We start from the raw sequence: 15,074 nt of genomic DNA, 5'->3' as shown, positions 1-15,074 counted from the left end.
TCGCTACGGCGATCCGGACGAGCTACTGCGGCTCGCGCTCGCCGCCCGCGCCCTCGGTTCGCCGCGAGACGTAGACGACCAGCGCCAACAGTATTCCCAGGCCGGTCCCGACCGTTCCGACGCCGTACAGCGCCACGCCGAACGGCGTCGGCGGGAGTTGGATGACCCCGAACAGTTGCGGGTCGAGGTCGGCGGGGCGGATGGTGCCCAGTACGAATCCCATCACGCCCGATAGCGCGACGATGATCACGTACAACTGGGCGACGACTTTCTCGCCGGGCGTCCCCGCGTGCTGTTCGGTCATGGTCGGTGGTAGGCGGGCGAGACGATTAGCCTTTTTCACTTCGGTCCCGTAGTCTCGCTATGTCACAGAAAGAACTGCTGTTCGTCGTTCTCTCCGGTATCGCGCTGATGATGTTCGTGACGGCGATCGTCCTCGTCTCGGGCGCGGCGTGATCTCACCGTCGAACGATCGCACGCGAAAAGGCTTCGAGCGTCGCCGCCGTCAGTCGTCGTCTTCAGGCCGCCCGCCGTCGGGCAGCATCGACTGCTCTTCCTCGTCTTCGCCGCCGTCCGTGACGGCGGTCTGAAGCTTTCGGTCGAACCACTGGAACTCGCGGTCCAGCATGTCGTCGCGTTCGAGGTTCCACGGGTCGCCGTCCTCGACTTTCGGCGCTTCGAGCCAGGACTGGACGATGTTCCAGACGAAGAACAGCTGGCCGATGAAGAGGATGACCGCACCGACGGAGGCCAGGATGTGGAACGTCTCGACCTGCGCCAGCGGCGCGATCGCACCGTTGAATTCGTAGGTCGCGTACCGGCGCGGCATTCCGAGGTAACCGAGCGCCAGCATGGCGAAGAACGTGACGTTGGTCCCGATCATCGAGAGCCAGAAGTGCGCTTTCCCGAGGGTGCGCTGGTACATCCGGCCGGTGAAGATGGGGAACCAGTAGTAGATGCCGGCGAAGGCCGCGAAGCCGATGGCGCCCATCACGACGTAGTGGAAGTGACCGACGACGTAGTAGGTGTCGTGAAGCACCATGTCGACGGGAATCGAGGCGAGGAAGACGCCGGTGACGCCGCCGATGATGAAGTTAGAGACGAACCCGATGCAGAACAGCATGGGCGTGTTCAAGCGCAGCCGGCCGTTCCACAGCGTCGTGATCCAGTTGAACGTCTTGACGGCGCTCGGTATGGCGATCGCCAGTGAGACCGCCATGAACGAGGCTCGCAGGCGCGGGTCCATGCCCGTCGAGAACATGTGGTGAGCCCAGACGCCGAACGAGAGGACGCCGATAGCGAGCGTCGAGTAGACGACGAACTTGAAGCCGAACAGCTTCCGACCCGCGAACTTCGGCAGGATGAGGCTCACCAGTCCCATCGGCGGGAGGACGAGGATGTACACCTCGGGGTGGCCGAAGAACCAGAACAGGTGTTGCCACAGCAGCGGTCCGCCGCCCTCCACGGCGAAGAACGCCGTCCCGAGGTTCCGGTCGAGCAGCAGCATGACGATAGCGCTTCCGAGCAGCGGGAACGCGAAGAGGATGAGCGCCGACTGGGTCAGCATGGTCCACGAGAAGATGTCGAGGTTGGCCCAGGTCACCTCGGTGTCACGCTCGGTGAAGATGGTGGCGATGAAGTTGATCGCACCTATGGTGGCGGCGACACCGGAGAGGTGCAGCCCGAGCAACATCAGGTCCACGCCGGGGTTCGCCTGCTCGACGGACAGCGGCGTGTACATCGTCCAGGCGGTCTGGGCGGGTTCGATCATGTTCTCGGTGACCGGTGCGAGGAAGAACCCGGCCCAGATGAGGAGTGCTGCCGGAGGAAGCAACCAGAACGCGATGGCGTTGATGCGCGGGAACGCCATGTCGTCGGCCCCGATGAGCAGCGGGATGAAGTAGTTCGCGAACGCCGCGATGATTGGCGTCCCGAACAGGAACAGCATCGTGATGCCGTGGCTGGTCAGGATGGAGTTGTACGCGCTCGTCCCCATGAGCGCGCCACCCGGGGTGACCAGCTGGAGGCGAATCGCCATCGCCATGAGACCGCCGACCGCGAAGGCGATGATGCCGTACGTCCCGTACAGCAGTCCGATGTCCTTGTGGTCGACCGTGGTTAGCCAGCGAATGATGCCTGTGGGCTTCTCCCGATGCACGACGGTTTCGCCCGTCGCGGTCCCGCCGCCCGCGAGCGGCGTATAGGACCGCCAGTTCTCGATGCGCGTGAGTAGCGCGGCGACGGCGACGAGGAGGAAGGCCATCAACCCCGTCAACACTAGATCTCCTGCTGCCATGGTCGCACCTCAGGACTGGGCGATAATGAAAGGGGCGGTTCCGGCGCGGTTCGCTCGACCGCTCTCGATTAGTTGTCGTCGCTCTCGCCGTCTTCGAGGGCGCGTTCGTCCTCGACGCCGGTGTCGTCGAGACCGGTCACTTCGCCCGGCGGTTCTTCGACGGCGCTGGCCTGCTGGGCGTTCCGCTCCTCTTCCTCGGCGCCCTCGATAGCCCGGCCGGCGTAGTACGTCAGAATCGCCAGCAGAACGACGTGGACGAATATCAGGAGGAACTGGAGTGTGCTGAAGAGAACGTTGGTCCCGAACGCGGGCACGACCAAGAACAGCCCGATGAAAAAGACCATGATACCTAGCGGGATGACGTTGACGGTAAGGTCGAGCAGGGTATCCCTTTCGAACCCGAGTAGTGCCATGTATGTTCCCGGGTTAGCGTAGGCCGGTAAATAGACTGTTGGTTTCGCTCAGACTTTGGTCTGTTCGAGAACCGATCCGACGCCGCCCATCGCCATCATCACGACGCCGGCGACGACGACGGCCACGAGCCGGGTAAACAGCGGTCCCTCACCGACGTTCGCCACCGTGAACGCGGACATCGGTAGCTGGAGGACGCCGATCGCGAGCGCGAGGACGGAAAGAATCCCGCCGACGGCCAGCAGCGTCGGCCACGGCCGCTCGGCGTAGCCCGACTCGGTGAGGATGCCGGCGATGCTCCCGCCGAAGAGAATGAGGCCGAACACCGCGACCGGGAACAGACCGATGAAGACGCCGATCTCCGAGAGTGTCAGTCCGAGGGCGACGAACACCGGCCACGGACTGGCCGTTCGATACTGGTCGCTCAACCCCGGTTGCTCTTCCATACCCGACGTTGGCAGTCGGGCGACATATGCCCATCGGAGTCCCGCGCCCGCAACGCGAGCGCGAGCGGCGGCGCGGACCGGCCGTTCCGCCGAGCGTCTGACGGGGGCACAAACTATTTGTCTACCATGCGGTTTGATGAAGGTAATGAGCACGCGCACGGTAGAACTGGTTTCAGAGTGGGAGTCGGTGCCCTTCGAGGGCGGCTACGAGGGGCTTCGGGCTCTCGCCGCCGATGAGTTCTCCGGTGCCGTCGTCAGCGGGCCGACGCGGCTGTTCATGGTGGGCGGCACGGTCGTCGGCATCTTGGAGGGCGATATCGAGGACTTCGAGGGCGGGGACGGCACCGCCCGGCGAGCGCCCCACGAGGCGCTCCCGTTGCTCGCGGTGATGCAAGAGCGCGCCGACGAGGTCCGGGCGAAGTACTACACGCAGGACACGCCGCTCTCCGAGGTGAACGAGACGCTCTCGGACGGCAACTTCACCGGGTTCGTCGAGCTCTCGGAGAACGTCCTCTCTGGCGATTACTACCAGGTCTACCACGGCGGCCGGTCGATGAGCGTCGCCTGGGTCGGTAGCGCCGACCGCCTCGTTACCGACGACGACGCGTTCGAACAGGCCGACGACGAAGTCGGCATTTACGAGGTCAAGCCGGTCGACATCTCGCCGGTCGAAATCCCGGAACCCGCCGAACCGGATACCGGCGGAGCGGCGGCCGGGGCTGTCGGGACCGCCGAAACGGACGACGCCGACGCGAACGAGGCCGAGACGGAACCGGTAGCGAGCGAGGGAGAGTCGGCCGACGAGACCGCGGAACCGATCGGCTCGGGCGAGGCGGTCGATTCCGACGATTCGGTCGAGACGGCCGACCAGTCCGAGTCGCCGACGGCGGCCGACGCGGCGGATGACGCGAACGACGACCCGGCGACCGAACGGAGATCTGGACCGGCGACCGGCGGGCCGCCGGGGTCGAAGGCGGCGGGCACCGACCAGGGAGTCGCGGGCCCCGATGCCGAGAGACGGCGGTCGAGTTCGGCGGCACAGCCGACCGAGCGCGAGCAGACGGACGGAGCCGAGGCGACCGAGACCGGGGAGTCGACGACCGACGGCTCGACGACGGGTTCGTCCGAGTCGTCGCGGCAGTCCGCGCCGGAGACGGCCGAGACGACGGCGAGTGCGGAGCGAGCGTCCGAGACGAACGGTCCCGCGTCGCAGTCCTCGCCCGGCGGCGATTCGGCGGCCTCGGGTCCGACAGATCCGGCGCAGCCGCCACAGACGGCGCCGAAAGCCCGTGAGACCGCCCAGTCGCCGACAGCGGCGAGCGGCACCGGCGGCGCGACGACGACGGACCTCGAAACCCGGTCGATCCCCTCGCTGGACCCCGACCGCTCGACGGCTGCGAGTACGAGGGCGGCCGAGTCGGCGGTCGTTTCGAACGACGTCGAATCGTCGGCCGCCCCGCAGGAGACGGAAACGACGACGGAGCGTTCGGCGGACGCGGCGAGTTCGGCGGCACGGCCGCGGGCGACCGACGAACAGCGAGACCGGCCGGCGGCGGACCGGCAGCGGGAACGGGTCGAGGAAGTCGAGAGCGAACTCGACGCCAAGGAGGCCGAGATCGGTCGGCTACGCACCGAGCTGGACGACCTCTCGGCGACGAACGACGACCTCAGAGCCGAGCGCGACCGGCTCCAGACCGAACTCGACGAGGCGAAGACCGAGATCCAACGGCTGGAGCGGCGGCTGGGCGACGCGCAGGAGGACGCCCCCGACGCCGGCACGCGGCTGTCGCCGGCCGAAGCCATCGACGGGACGAACCTCTTCGTCCGCTATCACTCGAAGGGCGAGGCGACCCTGGAGAAGGCCCACGCCGGCGACGCCGACCGCTCGCAGGTCGAGGAGAACCTCCGACTGGAGTACCACACGCAGTTCGACGGGACCGACGCCGTCGTGGACGGCGAGGAGTTCGAGACGTTCCTCCAGGAGAGCATCCACTACCGGTTCGTCGACTGGCTCGTGCGGAACTTGCTGTACGAGATCAGAGACACCGGGCACGCGAGCGCGATGCGTGACCTGTACGACGCGCTCCCGGAGATAGACCGCGCCGAACTCAACGGAAACGTCTCGGTCACCTACACCGAGGACGGGAAGCAACACCGCTCACAGGAGCAATTCGACGTGGTCGCTCGCGACCGGATGGGCAACCCGCTGGTCGTGGCGAACATCAACGACTCCCGGCAACCGGCGACGGACGGACAGATGACCGACATCGTCCGCGACGCGGAACGGGTCGGCAACGCGTCGGGGTCGCTCGCGGCGGCGTTCCTGGTCACGAGCAGTTTCTTCGAACCCGGCGCGCTGGAGACCGCGGAGGAGGCGACCTCGAGCGGGCTGTTCAGCCGCGATAAGCGAAAGAGCTTCGTGAACCTCTCGCGGAAAGACGGCTACCACCTCTGTCTGCTCGAGGCGAGAAACCGGGAGTTCCACCTCGCAGTACCGGAACTGTAGAGAACGGGGTTACCCTTCGATCTCGGCGGCGTCTTCGATCTTCATTCCTTCGAGCTTCTCGATTATCTCGTCTATCTTCTCGTCTAGGTCGTCGACGAACTCGCCCGTCTGTTCGGTCGTGATGGCTCCCTGACTGGAGGGCTCGATGAGGTTCTCCTCCTCGAGGACGCGAAGCGAGTAGCGGACCTTGTGGTGGGGGTAGCCGGTCTCGTTGGACATCTTCACGATACCGATAGGCTCGTTCTCAATAACCATGCGCAGCACCTGCAGATGGCGCTCCAGCATGTCGACTTCCTTCTCAAGCCTGTCTATCATGGCAATTGTTAACTTGTGTTTGGAGGGTTTAAAAGTTCCCCTCGGCTACCCGCCTTTGCCGGTTTCCGGCTTCGGAGAGCGGGGTATTAAAGCCGTCGTAACGTCTCACATGGGAGACGATAGCGTTCTGATACTGGTTTCCAGCCGACGAGGGACCGTAATCTGTTTATCACGGCCCCCGAAAGGTGCGGGCGATGACCGTAACCATCGTCGGCTCGCAGCTCGGCGACGAGGGGAAGGGCGGCATCGTCGACCTGTACGGCGACGACGCGGACGTCGTCGCGCGCTATCAGGGCGGCGACAACGCCGGCCACACCGTCGTCCACGAGGGCGAGGAGTACAAGCTCTCCTTGGTCCCGAGCGGAGCCATCCGCGGCAAGGTCGGCGTCCTCGGCAACGGGTGCGTCGTCAACCCGCGTACGCTGTTCGACGAGCTAGATACGCTGCAGGAGCGCGGCCTCGACCCCGACGTTCGCGTCGCGGAGCGCGCCCACGTCATCCTCCCCTACCACCGCGTGCTCGACGGCATCGAGGAGGAGGTCAAGAGCGAGTCCGGCGACGAAGTCGGGACGACCGGTCGCGGGATCGGCCCGACCTACGAGGACAAGGCCGGACGGCGCGGCGTTCGCGTCGGCGACCTGCTGGACTCCGAGGTCCTCCGGGAGCGACTGGAGTACGTCGTCCCCCAGAAGCGCGCGCTCGCCGAGGACGTCTACGGCCTCGACGTCTCCGAGTTGGAGGACCCCGACGCCTTCGACGTCGACGCGCTCTACGAGGAGTTCCGCGAGGTCGGCCGCCGTTTCGAGGAGGAAGGCATGACCGTCAACGCGGGCGCGTTCCTCACCGACGCGATGGCCGACGGTCAGAACGTCATGTTCGAGGGGGCACAGGGGACCATCATCGACATCGACCACGGCAACTACCCCTACGTCACGTCCTCGAACCCGACGGCGGGCGGCGCGGCCGTCGGCACGGGCGTCAGCCCCGGCGTCGTCGGCGGCGGCGAAGTCATCGGTATCGTGAAGGGGTACCTCACGCGCGTGGGGAGCGGCCCGCTGCCGACCGAGCTCGGCGGCGTCGTCGGCGACACGCCCGGCTACGACGAGCAGGGCGAGGGCGACGACGAAGAGCTGGCCCGCTACATCCGCGAGGAGGGCGGCGAGTACGGCACCGTCACCGGTCGCCCGCGTCGGGTCGGCTGGCTGGACATGCCGATGCTCCGCCACGCGACTCGCGTCTCCGGCTTCACCGGGCTGGCGATAAACCACCTCGACGTGCTCGCCGGACTCGACGAGGTGAGGGTCGGCCACACGTACACGCTCGACGGCGAGGAGCGCGAGTCGATGCCCGCGACGACGGAGCAGTGGGCGCGGTGCGAGGCGAACCTTCGGACCTTCGACGGCTGGGAGGCGTTCGACCCCGCCGAGACCGCCGCCGAGGGGTACGAAGCGCTGCCCGAGAACGCGAAAGCGTACGTCGAGTACATCGAGGACGAACTCGAGACGCCCGCCTACGCCATCGGCGTCGGGCCGGGCCGCGGCGAGACGATCGTCCGAGAACGTCCCTTCTGAGACGAGCGAGTTCGGATTTTCCGGGCCGCCGGTCACGCGGCACGCGTACTCAGAGACCGAGCCTTGCAACCGACAGTACAACGCTCAAATGGCTCCGCCTCGAAGGGCGGGTTAGCCAGATGACCGCAGCACACACGCGCCGGGTGGTCCTCACGGGCATCGTCTTACTCCTCGCGTTGGGGGCGAGCGGCTGTCTCACGCTCCAGCCGACGGTCGCGGGACCGAGCGACTCCGCCGTCTTCGACGGCATCTCGACGAGCGAACCGTGGAGCAGCGGGCACGTGACCACGACCGTGAAGCTCTCGGAGGCGGCGACGACCGACAAGGGGGTCACGAAGCTCACGGTCGTCGACGCGAGCGGCGAGTCCTACGACACCGCGACGCTCGACAGCGGACAGACCACGACGACGATGTTCTTCCCGACGAACCAGACCTCGACGCTGCTCGCGACCAACACCGTCAACGGCACCGTCGTCGAGAAGCGTTCGGTCACCACCAGCGGGAACAAGCTCATCTGAGGGCGCTATCGGAGCGGTTCGCCGTGATCCGTGGCGACGCTTGGCAGACAGTACGCTTTTAGGGACACCGGACCCACTCTCGGGTATGAAAGAGGATCTGATGGACATCATCTGCTGTCCGCTGGACAAGCACGACCTCGAACTGGAGGTCGAAGAGCGCGACGACGAGGAGATCCTGTCCGGTCGACTGGTCTGTACGGAGTGCGGCGAGTCCTTCCCCATCGAGGACGGCATCCCGAACCTCCTCCCGCCGGACATGCGCGACGAAGCGCCGGCGTGACCCGGACGCACTCCTGAACCTTTTTCTCGGGTCCCCGCGACTTCCGAACGTGCCCGACTCGTTGCCCGTCCACATCAACCGGCAGGAACTCCACGGGCTGGAGGTCCCGGATACCTTCGAGACGAGCGATAGCTTCGACGTGCGCCTCATCAACCACGGCGAGTCGACCCACGTCCACTTACATCTCGACGATTCGCTCTCGGAGCTCGCCGCCCTCGAAGCCACGAACTACCACGTCGACCGGGACAGCGAGCGGCGCGTCCGCGTGACGGTCGACGGTGACGGCGAGACCCGCGGGAACCTGAAGGTCGTCACGGCCTACGGGAGCACGACCCGCTACGTCGACGTTCGGATCGCGGAACCCGAACCCGAGGACGAACCCGTACAGGTCGACGAGGACCTCGCCAAGCCACAGCCGAAGCGCGACTCGAACTCGGAGTTCGCGCTGGCCGACGTTCCCGACGAACAGGTTCTGGCGGCCGGCGGTGCCGTGCTGTTCTTCGCGGTGCTGGCCGCGTTCCTCTCACAGAACCTCCTCGTCGTCTCCCTCGCGCTACTGGTCGCCATCGGCACGCTCGTCGCCGTCTACGCGGCCGCCGCTCGGTGAGTCGCTTCGCTCGCGTCGCTCTCAGTCGTCGGTTTCGACGCCCGAGAGGTCGCCCTCGTCGTCGAACAGTTTCGCTCGGAGGAACCGCGTCCGATAGCGGTTCGCGCCGTCGTAGATGTCGGCCTCCCGGACGTCCGCCGTGCGGCCGTCGGCCACGGCGTCGATGATCTCCTCGACCTGTTCCTTCTCGCTGGGCGTCAGTTCGAACTCGTAGGTCCGCGATTCCTCGCCCTCGAGTTTCGTCCACTTGCGAGCGGCGGTGATGACGAGCGAGCAGGGTTCGCGACAGGGGAACTCGCCGGCGTCTCGCTGGTCGCCGTCGGGGTCGAGTTCCGTCTCCTCGTCGTACTCCCACTCGCGCCGCTTCAGACACTGCGAGTCGTCACAGCAGGCCTCCGCGACCCAGTCGACGTGTTCGTGGCCCTCGCCGCGGTCCCACGTCTGGATCACGCCGTAGATGCCGGTCTGGCGCTCGACGGTCTCGTGCCAGTGGTTCACGTCCAACTCGCCCTCGCGCTCCCGATACCAGTTCTGGACCGTCGCCGGGTAGAAGGCGTGGACCGCCTCGACGAGGTCGGCGGCGTCGAGTTCAGTGAACTCCCACCCCGTCTGGAGGGTGGGTGCGGTCTTGAGCGGCCGGTACTGTCCGTCGTCGTCGTACTTGGCGAGCTCGCGGGCGTCGAGCGGGTCCTCGTAGGTATCGAGCGACGGGTCTTCGCCGCGGTCGATCTCGGCTTGGTCGTCCTCGTGACGGAGGTCGTAGACGCGGTCGCCGCCCTCGCTCAGCGAGGCGGTGACGGCGAGTTGTCCCCACGTCGTCGTCAGGCCCGCCCGCAGGCGGTCGTACCGCTCGGGGACCGGCGTCGAGTCGGCCCCCTCCACCCACCGGAGGAACGCCCAGCGAGCCCCGGTCTGCGGAGCCGTCGCGTGCCAGAAGTACCAGTTCGTGACGTACTCGTCGTACTCCGCGGCCACGTCGGCGAACTCCTCGGTGGCGACGGCCGTCGCCGACCCGTCGGCCGCCTCGACGGCGTATCTGTCGCCCTCCACCCGCGCCTCGATGCCGTCGAACGCGACGCCGTCCGACGCGGCGTCGGCGAACGCTTCGACGTGAGACTCGTCCATGTCCGCGAGGTAGCGGTCGGAGCGCAAAAAGCCGCTCGTTCCGGCAGGGCGGCGTGACGGCGGAGATTCCGCGCCCGGATCAGTCGCCGCTCGCGACGCGCTTTCTGGTCTCCTCGCGAACCCGTTCGATGGCCTCGCGCACGTCGGCCCCGGCGTCGGCGGCCTGTTCGAGTAAGACGTCGGCCATCAGCGGCTCGGTCCCGACGGCCCCCGAGTACCAGATGCGGTGGCCGTCGACCTCGGCGGGCGTCTCCCACCCGGTCCGGTAGTCCTCGGTCAGCCCCATGTCCTCGGGGATGTCCTCCTGCGTGTGGTAGCCGTCGGCGATGAACAGCGGGACGACGACGACATCCTCGCTCTCGAAGAACTCGGTCACGTCGTCGACCTCGGGGTCCTCGTCCATGAACAGCGCCTCGACCTCGTCGAAGCGGTCCATCCCGCGGATGCGGTCGGCGTGGTACTCGATGGCCTTCGCCGAGTTCTCGTTGCGCTCGGTGCCGTGGCCGACGACGGCGAGACCGAACCCCTCGCCCACGTCGGGGTCGCCGGTGACCGACTCCGCCCGCTGGACGATGACGTCGCTCATCGAGTCGTGGGTGCCGACCGGCCCGCAGTAGTGGACCGTCTGGCCGGTGTCCGCGGCGGTGAGCGTCGCGTGCGTGGCGCTGGTGCCGTCGGAGTCCCACAGGTCCGGGTCCCACCCCTCTAGGCGGAACTCTCGGGGGATGACCTGCTCGGTGAAATAGCCCTCGGAGACGAACAGCGGGACGAGATACACCTCCTCGGCGTCGACGGTGCGGAGCCCCTCGCGGAAGGACGGCTCCTCCTTCCAGAACGTCTCGCGGACCTCGTCGAACGCGCCCGTGGCGCGGATCGTATCGGCGTGCGTGAACGTCGGCGCGCTCGACTCGGCGTTCAGATGCGAGCCGTGAGCCGCGATGACGAGTGCCTGTCTCATACGATTCGCTTGGGACGACCCGCTCTTAGGGGCTTCGTTGGTTTCGTCGGGTAGACTTTTGATGCCGCGTCGCACGCTACTTCGTATGTCACTCGCCGCCGCGACGCGCGACGCCGTCCGCGAGCGCCCGTTCCTCTACGACGCGCTCCGGGCGGGCGTCGTCAACTACACCGCCGCCGCTCGAACACTCGACGTGGCGGGGGAAACCGACGCCGTCGCCACCGCGCTGCGCCGCTTCGCCGAAGAGTTATCTGACGACCCGGCGCACGACAGCGAGGCCCGCGTCTCGATGAACAGCGGCCTCGGCCGAACCGACGAGACGGCCGACGATACCGAGGCGTCGCCGCTGCTCGTCGTCGGCGACGCGGCGTTCGCCGACGGAGCCGGGTCGCTCACGGGAATCGTCGCCAGCGGCGACCTCTCACCGGCCGCGCTCGGCGACGTTCTCGGGCGACTGCGGGCCGCCGACGTGCCCGTCGAGGCGGCCGCCGTCGGCGACGAGACGCTCGCGGTCCTCGTCGAACGCCGTTACGGTCCGGACGCGCTGCGAATTACCGAGAGCGCCGTCGGGCGGTGAGCCCGCACCAGCGGTCTCGCACCGGGTATCCGACGGCTTAAAGCGGCCCGGCGCAGTCCACTCCCACAATGACGCTGCGCGTGACGAACACGCTGACCGGCGAGACAGAGCCGTTCGAGCCGCGCGACCCCGACTCCGTCCTGCTCTACTACTGCGGTCTCACGACCTCTGACCCGCCGCATCTGGGCCACGCCCGCGGCTGGGTCCACGTCGACGTGATGTGCCGCTGGCTGGAGTGGCTCGGCTACGACGTCCACCACGTCGAGAACTTCACCGACGTCAACGAGAAGATCGTCGCCCGCGTCGGCGAGGACGGCGACAGCGAGGCCGACGTCGCTCGCCACTACGTCCGGCAAGTCATCGAGGACATGCGCTCGCTCAATCTCGACCGGGCGGAGGTGTACCCCCGCGTCTCCGAGCACATCCCCGAGATCATCGGTCTCGTCGAGCGACTCGTCGAGGGCGGCCACGCCTACGAGGCCGACGGCTCGGTGTACTTCGACGTGACGAGTTTCGAGGAGTACGGGAAGCTCTCGAATCAGTCCGTCGACGAGATCGAGGCGCAGGGCGAGGACGCCGAGTCCGAGAAGCGCCATCCGGCCGACTTCGCGCTCTGGAAGGCCGACGGCGTCGCGCCAGAGGACATCGAGGAGCACCGCCATCCCGAGGCCGCGTCCGCCGAGGAGGCCTGTCAGACCGCCCAGACGTGGGACTCGCCGTGGGGCGAGGGGCGACCGGGCTGGCACATCGAATGCTCGGCCATGTCGATGACCCACCTCGACGAGACCATCGACATTCACGTCGGGGGGCAGGACCTCGTCTTCCCCCACCACGAGAACGAGGTCGCCCAGAGCGAAGCGGCGACCGGACAGCGTTTCGCCGACTACTGGCTGCACGTCCGGCTACTGGAGACGAAAGGCGAGAAGATGTCCTCCTCGCTGGGGAACTTCTTCACCGTCAGCGCGGCCGTCGACGAGTTCGGCCCCGACGTGCTTCGCACGTTCCTCCTCTCGACGGCGTACACCTCGCGGGCGACCTACAGCGAGGAGACCATCGCCGAGGCCGAGGAGCGCTGGGACCGCCTCCGGCGCGGTTACGAGCGAGCGGTCGAGGCCTGCGACGACGTCGACGCCTACGCGAAGGTCGAAGACGGGGCGTTCCGCGACGCCGTCGACGCGGCGCGCGAGGACTTCGAGGCGGCGATGAACGACGACTTCAATACGCGCGAGGCGACGACGGCGTTGCTCGACCTGACGAGCGCGGTCAACACGCACGTCGACGGGACGGAGGAGTACGACTACCGCGCGCTCCGCGAGGCCGTCGAGACGTTCGAGGAGTTCGGCGGCGGGATTCTCGGCCTCTCGTTCGGCGACGCGGGCGGCGAAGGCGACGTGACGCTCGCCGGCGATATCGTCGAACTCGTCCTCGACGTGCGCGAACGGGAGCGGGAGGCCGGCAACTACGAGCGGGCCGACGAGCTGCGCGACGAACTCGAAGCGCTCGGCGTGGAGGTACAGGACACCGACGACGGCCCGAGCTATCGACTTTGAGAGCTGCGGCGGGGGACTTATCTTTCCCGACTGTATCACTTCTCGTATGCGTAAACCGCTACTGGGTGTCCTCGTCGCTCTCCTCGTCGTCTCCTCCGGCTGTGTCGGCCTCATCACGGGCGAGACCGTCGCGTTCGAGTCCGCGCCGACCAGCGTCGACGACAGCGTCCTGGAGTCGACGGGGTACGAACTGACCAACTCGACCGAACAGAACGTCACTCGAACCGTCGAGTTCGCCGGACAGGAGCGGACGATCCGCGTCGTCAGTCACGTCGACCAGTACCGGCGCGGCATCGACTTCGGGCCGCTCGGGACGGTGCAACTGTCCCGCTTCGTCGTCGTCTCGACGCCCAACGCCGAGGTGGCCGGGCAGAGTCTCAATCCCGCCGCGCAGTGGTCGAACCGAGAGGTCGTCGCACAGGTGGCCGCTCGCGCCGGCGGCGTCCGCGACATCCAGTTCGAGAGTAACCGCACTACTCAGTCGCTCGGCGAGTCCCGACAGGTCAGCACGTTCTCGGGAGTGATGACCGTCTTCGGACAGGAGATCGACGTCCGAATGCACGCTGCTTCCTTCGAGCACGAGGGAGACGTCATCGTCGTGTTCGCGGTCCATCCCGACGAGATAGACGAGCAGGCCCGCGTCGACACGATGCTTCGGGGTCTGGAACACGAGGGGAACTGAGTCGGTCCGCGGCGTGGAGTACGCTTTTCATCCGCCACTGTGATTACAGCGCCATGGATTCCGTCTCCCTCGCGGGGGCGGCGCTGACCGGTGCCGGCCTCGTGGGCTACGTCGCAGGCGTCGTCGTTCCCTATCCCGGCCGTGAACTGTCGCTGCCGGCGCTCATGGTCGGCTTGACGGCGGTCGCGGTCGGTCGCTCCGGGAGGGCGGAGACGGCGTGATCTCCGCGCTGGTCTACGCCGACCGGGAGGCCGTGGCCTACGACGACCTGACCGCCGCCCGCCGCGCCGTCGGGACGACGTGGGTCCACGTCGCCGACGCCGACGACGAGGAGTTCGCCGCGGTCACCGAGGCGTTCGACCTCCACCGCCTCGCTATCGACGACCTCCGCAACGGCGTCAGAGCCAAGACCGAGGAGTTCGCCGACCACACGTTCGTCCTCCTCAAGAGCGTCACGCTCACGCCCGGCGAGACGACCTTCGAGAAGGAAGTCGCGACCAGCCCCGTCGGTATCTTCATCGGGCGAGACTGGGTCGTCACGCTCTCGCCGGGGCAGGTCGGGGCGGTCCAGCGCGTGATGGACGCCGCCGAGCGCGGCGACGAACGCCTGCTCCACCGCGGACCGGACTTCACCGCCTCTCGCGTCGCCGACGTCATCGTCGACGCCTACTTCGACCTGCTCGACGAGGTCGAGACCGACATCGAGGAGATAGAGGAGGAGGTGACCGTCTCGACGGACATCGAGACGCTGGAGAAGATAAACGACGTGCGCCGGGACCTCCTCTCTTTCCGTAAGCAGGTCTGGCCGGCTCGCGAGGCCGTCGGCGCCCTCGCTCGGGGAGACCCGCCACAGGTCCAGCAACAGACGGAGAAGTACTTCCGCGACATCCACGACCACCTCGTCCAGATCGTCGACCTGACCGAGACGTACCGCGACTTGGTGTCCGGCGCACGCGACATCTACCTCAACACGCTCTCGCAGTCGACCAACGAGGTGATGAAGGTCCTCACCGTCGTCGCCACGATCTTCATCCCGCTGACCTTCGTCGTCGGCGTCTACGGGATGAACTTCGCCGGCGGTCCGTACAACATGCCGGAACTTGGCTGGACGTACGCCTATCCGGCGACGGTACTCGGGATGGCGCTGATGACCGCCATCATGTTGGTTCACTTCCGCCGTCGGGGGTATCTTTGACAAAGAAATAGAGCACATGCCTCCGCCTGAGGGCATG

At 67.0% G+C, this 15,074-nt stretch carries 17 protein-coding genes; 10 read left to right on the top strand and 7 right to left on the bottom strand.

Features of this window, described 5'->3' with window-relative positions; all coding sequences use genetic code 11:
* Window positions 1-22 precede the first annotated feature (22 nt).
* The 4 genes from EGH23_RS07185 to EGH23_RS07170 all read right to left on the bottom strand — a co-directional run bounded on the left by EGH23_RS07185 (window position 23) and on the right by EGH23_RS07170 (window position 3,153).
* On the bottom strand, window positions 23-304 hold the full coding sequence (locus EGH23_RS07185; RefSeq protein WP_220579337.1) for a DUF7520 family protein: 282 nt from the start codon (window positions 302-304) through the stop codon (window positions 23-25).
* Window positions 305-505: 201 nt separating this feature from the next.
* Window positions 506-2,296, bottom strand: coding sequence for a cytochrome c oxidase subunit I (locus tag EGH23_RS07180; RefSeq protein WP_220579336.1), 1,791 nt, complete (start codon window positions 2,294-2,296; stop codon window positions 506-508).
* 68 nt (window positions 2,297-2,364) lie between these two features.
* Window positions 2,365-2,709 (bottom strand): DUF6684 family protein, encoded by a 345-nt coding sequence (locus tag EGH23_RS07175; RefSeq protein ID WP_236044704.1) that lies wholly within the window; start codon window positions 2,707-2,709, stop codon window positions 2,365-2,367.
* Between the two features lie 48 nt (window positions 2,710-2,757).
* Complete coding sequence (locus EGH23_RS07170; protein WP_220579335.1) at window positions 2,758-3,153, bottom strand: DUF7541 family protein; 396 nt, start codon at window positions 3,151-3,153, stop codon at window positions 2,758-2,760.
* Between the two features lie 145 nt (window positions 3,154-3,298).
* Between EGH23_RS07170 and EGH23_RS07165 the strand changes: the two genes are divergently transcribed.
* Window positions 3,299-5,659, top strand: a complete 2,361-nt coding sequence (locus EGH23_RS07165) for a DUF7527 domain-containing protein (protein ID WP_220579334.1) — start codon at window positions 3,299-3,301, stop codon at window positions 5,657-5,659.
* Window positions 5,660-5,668: 9 nt separating this feature from the next.
* Here EGH23_RS07165 and EGH23_RS07160 read toward each other — a convergent pair whose 3' ends face one another.
* The gene (locus EGH23_RS07160) at window positions 5,669-5,974 is read right to left on the bottom strand and encodes a hypothetical protein (RefSeq protein ID WP_135304560.1); all 306 of its coding nucleotides are present in this window, start codon (window positions 5,972-5,974) and stop codon (window positions 5,669-5,671) included.
* Window positions 5,975-6,168: 194 nt separating this feature from the next.
* Here EGH23_RS07160 and EGH23_RS07155 point away from each other — a divergent pair, with 194 nt between their 5' ends.
* From EGH23_RS07155 to EGH23_RS07140, 4 genes are all read left to right on the top strand, one after another.
* Complete coding sequence (locus tag EGH23_RS07155) at window positions 6,169-7,545, top strand: adenylosuccinate synthase (RefSeq protein ID WP_220579333.1); 1,377 nt, start codon at window positions 6,169-6,171, stop codon at window positions 7,543-7,545.
* A 119-nt stretch (window positions 7,546-7,664) separates the two neighbouring features.
* Entirely contained in the window at window positions 7,665-8,063 is a 399-nt protein-coding gene (locus tag EGH23_RS07150; protein ID WP_220579332.1) for a hypothetical protein, read from the top strand.
* Between the two features lie 85 nt (window positions 8,064-8,148).
* On the top strand, window positions 8,149-8,343 hold the full coding sequence (locus EGH23_RS07145; protein WP_220579331.1) for a methytransferase partner Trm112: 195 nt from the start codon (window positions 8,149-8,151) through the stop codon (window positions 8,341-8,343).
* Between the two features lie 49 nt (window positions 8,344-8,392).
* Complete coding sequence (locus tag EGH23_RS07140) at window positions 8,393-8,950, top strand: DUF7524 family protein (RefSeq protein WP_220579330.1); 558 nt, start codon at window positions 8,393-8,395, stop codon at window positions 8,948-8,950.
* Between the two features lie 21 nt (window positions 8,951-8,971).
* Here the strand turns inward: EGH23_RS07140 and EGH23_RS07135 are convergent, their stop codons facing one another.
* Complete coding sequence (locus EGH23_RS07135) at window positions 8,972-10,075, bottom strand: DR2241 family protein (protein ID WP_220579329.1); 1,104 nt, start codon at window positions 10,073-10,075, stop codon at window positions 8,972-8,974.
* A 79-nt stretch (window positions 10,076-10,154) separates the two neighbouring features.
* Complete coding sequence (locus tag EGH23_RS07130; RefSeq protein ID WP_220579328.1) at window positions 10,155-11,033, bottom strand: CbiX/SirB N-terminal domain-containing protein; 879 nt, start codon at window positions 11,031-11,033, stop codon at window positions 10,155-10,157.
* An 85-nt stretch (window positions 11,034-11,118) separates the two neighbouring features.
* On the opposite strand from EGH23_RS07130, the gene EGH23_RS07125 reads away from it, so the two are divergent.
* The 5 genes from EGH23_RS07125 (at window position 11,119) to corA (ending at window position 15,037) form a co-directional block, all read left to right on the top strand.
* The gene (locus EGH23_RS07125) at window positions 11,119-11,610 is read left to right on the top strand and encodes a DUF7523 family protein (protein WP_220579327.1); all 492 of its coding nucleotides are present in this window, start codon (window positions 11,119-11,121) and stop codon (window positions 11,608-11,610) included.
* 68 nt (window positions 11,611-11,678) lie between these two features.
* Window positions 11,679-13,160 (top strand): cysteine--tRNA ligase, encoded by a 1,482-nt coding sequence (gene cysS / locus EGH23_RS07120; RefSeq protein WP_220579326.1) that lies wholly within the window; start codon window positions 11,679-11,681, stop codon window positions 13,158-13,160.
* 46 nt (window positions 13,161-13,206) lie between these two features.
* Window positions 13,207-13,842, top strand: a complete 636-nt coding sequence (locus EGH23_RS07115) for a DUF6517 family protein (RefSeq protein WP_220579325.1) — start codon at window positions 13,207-13,209, stop codon at window positions 13,840-13,842.
* A 53-nt stretch (window positions 13,843-13,895) separates the two neighbouring features.
* Entirely contained in the window at window positions 13,896-14,063 is a 168-nt protein-coding gene (locus tag EGH23_RS07110; protein WP_220579324.1) for a hypothetical protein, read from the top strand.
* Entirely contained in the window at window positions 14,060-15,037 is a 978-nt protein-coding gene (corA, locus tag EGH23_RS07105; protein ID WP_220579323.1) for a magnesium/cobalt transporter CorA, read from the top strand. The genes EGH23_RS07110 and corA overlap by 4 nt, the downstream gene beginning before the upstream one ends.
* The last annotated feature ends 37 nt before the right edge of the window (window positions 15,038-15,074 follow it).

It is taken from the genome of Haloarcula nitratireducens (assembly GCF_019599505.1).
This window is presented reverse-complemented; position numbering and strand designations above follow the sequence as displayed.

What these genes read in the sequence shown, in the direction of transcription:
- EGH23_RS07185 (WP_220579337.1), bottom strand. Translation starts at nt 304, where the DNA reads ATGACCGAACAGCACGCGGGGACGCCCGGCGAGAAAGTCGTCGCCCAG.
- EGH23_RS07180 (WP_220579336.1), bottom strand. Translation starts at nt 2,296, where the DNA reads ATGGCAGCAGGAGATCTAGTGTTGACGGGGTTGATGGCCTTCCTCCTC.
- EGH23_RS07175 (WP_236044704.1), bottom strand. Translation starts at nt 2,709, where the DNA reads ATGGCACTACTCGGGTTCGAAAGGGATACCCTGCTCGACCTTACCGTC.
- EGH23_RS07170 (WP_220579335.1), bottom strand. Translation starts at nt 3,153, where the DNA reads ATGGAAGAGCAACCGGGGTTGAGCGACCAGTATCGAACGGCCAGTCCG.
- EGH23_RS07165 (WP_220579334.1), top strand. Translation starts at nt 3,299, where the DNA reads ATGAGCACGCGCACGGTAGAACTGGTTTCAGAGTGGGAGTCGGTGCCC.
- EGH23_RS07160 (WP_135304560.1), bottom strand. Translation starts at nt 5,974, where the DNA reads ATGATAGACAGGCTTGAGAAGGAAGTCGACATGCTGGAGCGCCATCTG.
- EGH23_RS07155 (WP_220579333.1), top strand. Translation starts at nt 6,169, where the DNA reads ATGACCGTAACCATCGTCGGCTCGCAGCTCGGCGACGAGGGGAAGGGC.
- EGH23_RS07150 (WP_220579332.1), top strand. Translation starts at nt 7,665, where the DNA reads ATGACCGCAGCACACACGCGCCGGGTGGTCCTCACGGGCATCGTCTTA.
- EGH23_RS07145 (WP_220579331.1), top strand. Translation starts at nt 8,149, where the DNA reads ATGAAAGAGGATCTGATGGACATCATCTGCTGTCCGCTGGACAAGCAC.
- EGH23_RS07135 (WP_220579329.1), bottom strand. Translation starts at nt 10,075, where the DNA reads ATGGACGAGTCTCACGTCGAAGCGTTCGCCGACGCCGCGTCGGACGGC.
- EGH23_RS07130 (WP_220579328.1), bottom strand. Translation starts at nt 11,033, where the DNA reads ATGAGACAGGCACTCGTCATCGCGGCTCACGGCTCGCATCTGAACGCC.
- EGH23_RS07125 (WP_220579327.1), top strand. Translation starts at nt 11,119, where the DNA reads ATGTCACTCGCCGCCGCGACGCGCGACGCCGTCCGCGAGCGCCCGTTC.
- cysS (WP_220579326.1), top strand. Translation starts at nt 11,679, where the DNA reads ATGACGCTGCGCGTGACGAACACGCTGACCGGCGAGACAGAGCCGTTC.
- EGH23_RS07115 (WP_220579325.1), top strand. Translation starts at nt 13,207, where the DNA reads ATGCGTAAACCGCTACTGGGTGTCCTCGTCGCTCTCCTCGTCGTCTCC.
- EGH23_RS07110 (WP_220579324.1), top strand. Translation starts at nt 13,896, where the DNA reads ATGGATTCCGTCTCCCTCGCGGGGGCGGCGCTGACCGGTGCCGGCCTC.